The sequence below is a fragment of the Kitasatospora sp. NPDC048722 genome, from assembly GCF_040650235.1.
GTDB lineage: Bacteria > Actinomycetota > Actinomycetes > Streptomycetales > Streptomycetaceae > Kitasatospora.
Genome location: NZ_JBEZGX010000144.1, coordinates 1 through 3,399 on the forward strand (window position 1 = coordinate 1; position 3,399 = coordinate 3,399).

The 3,399-nt window shown below is 72.4% G+C and carries 3 protein-coding genes; 2 read left to right on the forward strand and 1 reads right to left on the reverse strand.

Features of this window, described 5'->3' with window-relative positions; genetic code table 11:
* Positions 1 to 156: 156 nt before the first annotated feature.
* A complete protein-coding gene (locus tag AB0C76_RS41115) occupies positions 157 to 1,128 on the reverse strand; it encodes a sigma-70 family RNA polymerase sigma factor (RefSeq protein WP_329932124.1) in 972 nt (323 codons plus the stop codon).
* A 391-nt stretch (positions 1,129 to 1,519) separates the two neighbouring features.
* Here AB0C76_RS41115 and AB0C76_RS41120 point away from each other — a divergent pair, with 391 nt between their 5' ends.
* Together AB0C76_RS41120 and AB0C76_RS41125 are read left to right on the forward strand one after the other, a co-directional pair.
* Positions 1,520 to 2,326: a phosphatase PAP2 family protein gene (locus AB0C76_RS41120; RefSeq protein ID WP_359975831.1), complete on the forward strand. Its 807-nt coding sequence runs from the start codon at positions 1,520 to 1,522 to the stop codon at positions 2,324 to 2,326.
* Between the two features lie 35 nt (positions 2,327 to 2,361).
* A complete protein-coding gene (locus AB0C76_RS41125) occupies positions 2,362 to 3,240 on the forward strand; it encodes a carbon-nitrogen hydrolase family protein (RefSeq protein ID WP_359975834.1) in 879 nt (292 codons plus the stop codon).
* The last annotated feature ends 159 nt before the right edge of the window (positions 3,241 to 3,399 follow it).

Consider the following 3,399-nt stretch of genomic DNA (forward strand, 5'->3'; position numbering starts at 1 on the left):
GCCTTGCCCAGCATCGACATCCCGGCCTCGGACACCTTCCTGAGCTCGGTGCCGGTGGAGATCAGCGAGAAGGCGCTGCGGACCAGCACACCGCCGCACCCGGGCCCGGTCCAGGGCTCGGTCCCCGCTCCCCGATCCCCCCACATTCCCTGTCCCTTACGCCGCCTCGAAGCCGGCGTGGTCGGCGATCTTCTTCAGCTCGGCCAGCGCGTGCTTCTCGATCTGCCGGATCCGCTCGCGGGTGAGGCCGTGCTGCTTGCCCACCTCGGTGAGGGTGCGCTCGCGGCCGTCCTCCATCCCGTAGCGGGAGCGGATGATCGAGGCCGTGCGGTCGTCCAGCCGTCCGATCAGGTCGTCCAGCTCCTCGCGGCGGAGCATGACCATCACGGCGTCCTCGGGGGACGTCGCCCCGGTGTCCTCGACCAGGTCCCCGAACTGGGTCTCGCCCTCGTCGTCGACCGACATGTTCAGGCTGACCGGGTCGCGCGCCCAGTCCAGCACGTCCTTGATCCGGGCCTCGGTGGTGTCCAGCTCGGCCGCGATCTCGGCCGGCTCGGCCTCGCGGCCAAGCTCCTTGGACTTCTCGCGCTGCACCCGCCTGATCCGCCCCAGCTCCTCGACCAGGTGCACGGGCAGCCGGATGGTGCGGGACTGGTCGGCGATCGAGCGGGTGATCGCCTGCCGGATCCACCAGGTCGCGTAGGTGGAGAACTTGAAGCCCTTGGCGTAGTCGAACTTCTCGACGGCCCGCACGAGGCCCGCGTTGCCCTCCTGGATGAGGTCCAGCAGCGGGAGGCCGCTGCGCGGGTACCGGCGGGCGACCGCCACCACGAGCCGGAGGTTGGAGCGGATGAAGACGTCCTTGGCGCGCTCGGCGTCGTCGGCTATCGCCTCCAGCTCCTCGCGCGTCGCGCCCTCGGGGAGTCCGCCCTCGTCCAGCAGGTGCTGGGCGTACACGCCGGCCTCGATCCGCAGCGAGAGCTCGACCTCCTCGGCGGCATCGAGCAGGGGTGTCCTGGCGATCTCGTCGAGGTACATGCCGACCAGGTCACGGTCGGCCTCAAGGTTGGTCGGGCGGGCCGCGCGAGTCCGGTCGGCCCTGTCGCGAACGACGGCACGGGTGGCCATGCTTGCTCCCTTTGCTGGTGTTGCCGAGGAATGCCTGCCTGCCCCGAGAGGGCAAGAATGCGGGCCCCGGGGGGCTCACACGTAACGATCCAACGAACAGATTCCGGACAACATTCCCAAGTCACTCAGATTCTTCCCAGCGATGCAGTATCCTGCCGGTTTTCACCCCGGCCCCGGACGCAGGGTGACCGGCCGGGCACGTCGGGTGCGCGCGACGGGACCGCTTCGGAGCGGATATCCGGAGAACCCCCCGGGCGCCCCGCTCGTTCCCGTACGCCCCGCCTTTCACCCGCCCCCGCGCCCCGGCGCACGCAGATCCTCCGCACAAAAGATGCGGAATCGCTATCACCCGGGCGCCCGATCAGCACAGGACGCTGGGAAGGTGTCAGGCATGCACCTGACCAACAGCGCGACTGCCGCCACCGTGCGTCACCGCCGGGCCCTTCGGGGCACGGCGCTGGCGGTGGGCTGCGCCCTGCTGTTCGGCCTGCTGGCCGCCCTGGTGACCCGACACTGGCAACCCCTCGACCGGTTCGACCACGGCTGGATCGCGGAGACGCACTCCTACGCCCGTGGGCACCGGGCCTGGACGGCCGCGGTGCAGACCCTCTCCGACATCGGCGGCACGGTCACGATGCGTGCCCTGCTGGCCATCGCGGCCTGCTGGCTCTGGCTGATCGGCGCCCGGGTGCTCGCCGGGTGGGCCGTCGCGCAGGCCCTGGTCGGGTGGGGCGCCCAGTGGGCGCTGAAGCTCGCCTTCGGCCGCCAGCGGCCGTCCTTCACCGATCCGGTCTCGCACGCGGGCGGCCCGGCCTTCCCCTCCGGACACGCGATGGCCTCCGCGATCACCTGCGCGGTGCTGGTCGGGTTGTTCTGGCCCCGGGCCGGACGCTCCGGGCGGATCGCCGCCTGCGCGGTGGCGACAGCGGCCGTGCTGACCGTCGGCTGGACCAGGATCGCGCTCGGCGTGCACTGGCCGAGTGACGTGCTTGGCGGCTGGCTGGCGGCCGGCTTCGTGCTGGGCGCCGTCACCGCGACGGTCGAGCTCTGGTGCCCGGGCGCCCTGGCGCGCGACATCCGGCGGGTCAACTGGCGGACCAGGCCCAGGGTTCAGCGCGTCATCGTGCCCTCCCTCCGGCCCGCCCGCGGAGACCGTCCGGCCGACGGCGCCGATCACCCCGACGGGGCCGCCCTCTGATCCCCGTCCAGTGCCACGGCACTAGCGTGGCGGGTATGTCCCGCACCCAGGAAGCCCCCCACGAGTCCGCAGCCCGTGCCCGTTACCCCGAGCGTCCGTTGCGGATCGCCACCGTCCAGGACCAGGCCGTCGCGGGCGACATCCCCGCCAACGCGGCCACCGCCGCCGGGCTCATCCGCGAGGCCGCCTCGACCGGCGCCCGGCTGGTGCTGTTCGCTGAGAAGTTCCTCGCCGGCTACGAGCCGGAGCTGATCAGCGCCGATCCGCTCAAGTGCGCCGTCCAGCCCGGCGATCCGCGCCTCGCGCCGATCGCCGAGGCCTGCCGCGAGACCGGCACCGCCGCCGTGGTCGGCGCCGCCGCCCAGGACGGACCGGACCTGTTCGTCTCCGCCTTCGTGTTCGGCCCGGACGGCGCGGTCGTCACCCGCTACGACAAGCAGCACCTCTTCAAGAGCGAGCAGTCCTACTACCGCCCGGGGACGGTCGGTTGCACTCTGGAGCTCGACGGCTGGCGACTCGGTCTCGGCATCTGCTACGACTCCGGCTTCCCCGAGCACGCCCGCTCCGCCGCGCTGGACGGCTGCCACGCCTACCTGGTCGGCGCCCTGTTCAGCATGGGGCACGGCCACCACGAGTCCCGCACCTGGTTCCCGGCCCGCGCGCTCGACAACACCCTCTACACGGTGCTCGCCAACCACATCGGCGTCACCGGCGACTGGCACACCTGCGGCGGCAGCGCGATCTGGGGCCCGGACGGCCGCCTGATCGCCGAGGCCGGCGAGGACCGCCGCGAGATCGTCCTCGCCGACCTCGACCCCGCCGTCCTGCGCAGCGCCCGGGAGGCCGAGACCCTGCTCGCCGACCTGGCCGCCCACCCCACGCCCGCCGCCCGCGCCGGGCACGCCCTCGCCTGATCCCGCCTCAGCCGCAGGAGCCGCGCGCGCGGCCCCGGAACGCCGAGAGGCCCCCGACCGCACAGGCGGTTTCTAGGGGTCGTTGCAACACGTGGTCGGTTGTCTAGGCCGCGATGAGTTTATGCAGACGCTCGGCTGGGGTTTCCCAGCCGAGCGTTT

Coding starts and splice junctions, on each gene's coding strand:
- AB0C76_RS41115 (WP_329932124.1), bottom strand. CDS start 1,128: ATGGCCACCCGTGCCGTCGTTCGCGACAGGGCCGACCGGACTCGCGCG.
- AB0C76_RS41120 (WP_359975831.1), top strand. CDS start 1,520: ATGCACCTGACCAACAGCGCGACTGCCGCCACCGTGCGTCACCGCCGG.
- AB0C76_RS41125 (WP_359975834.1), top strand. CDS start 2,362: ATGTCCCGCACCCAGGAAGCCCCCCACGAGTCCGCAGCCCGTGCCCGT.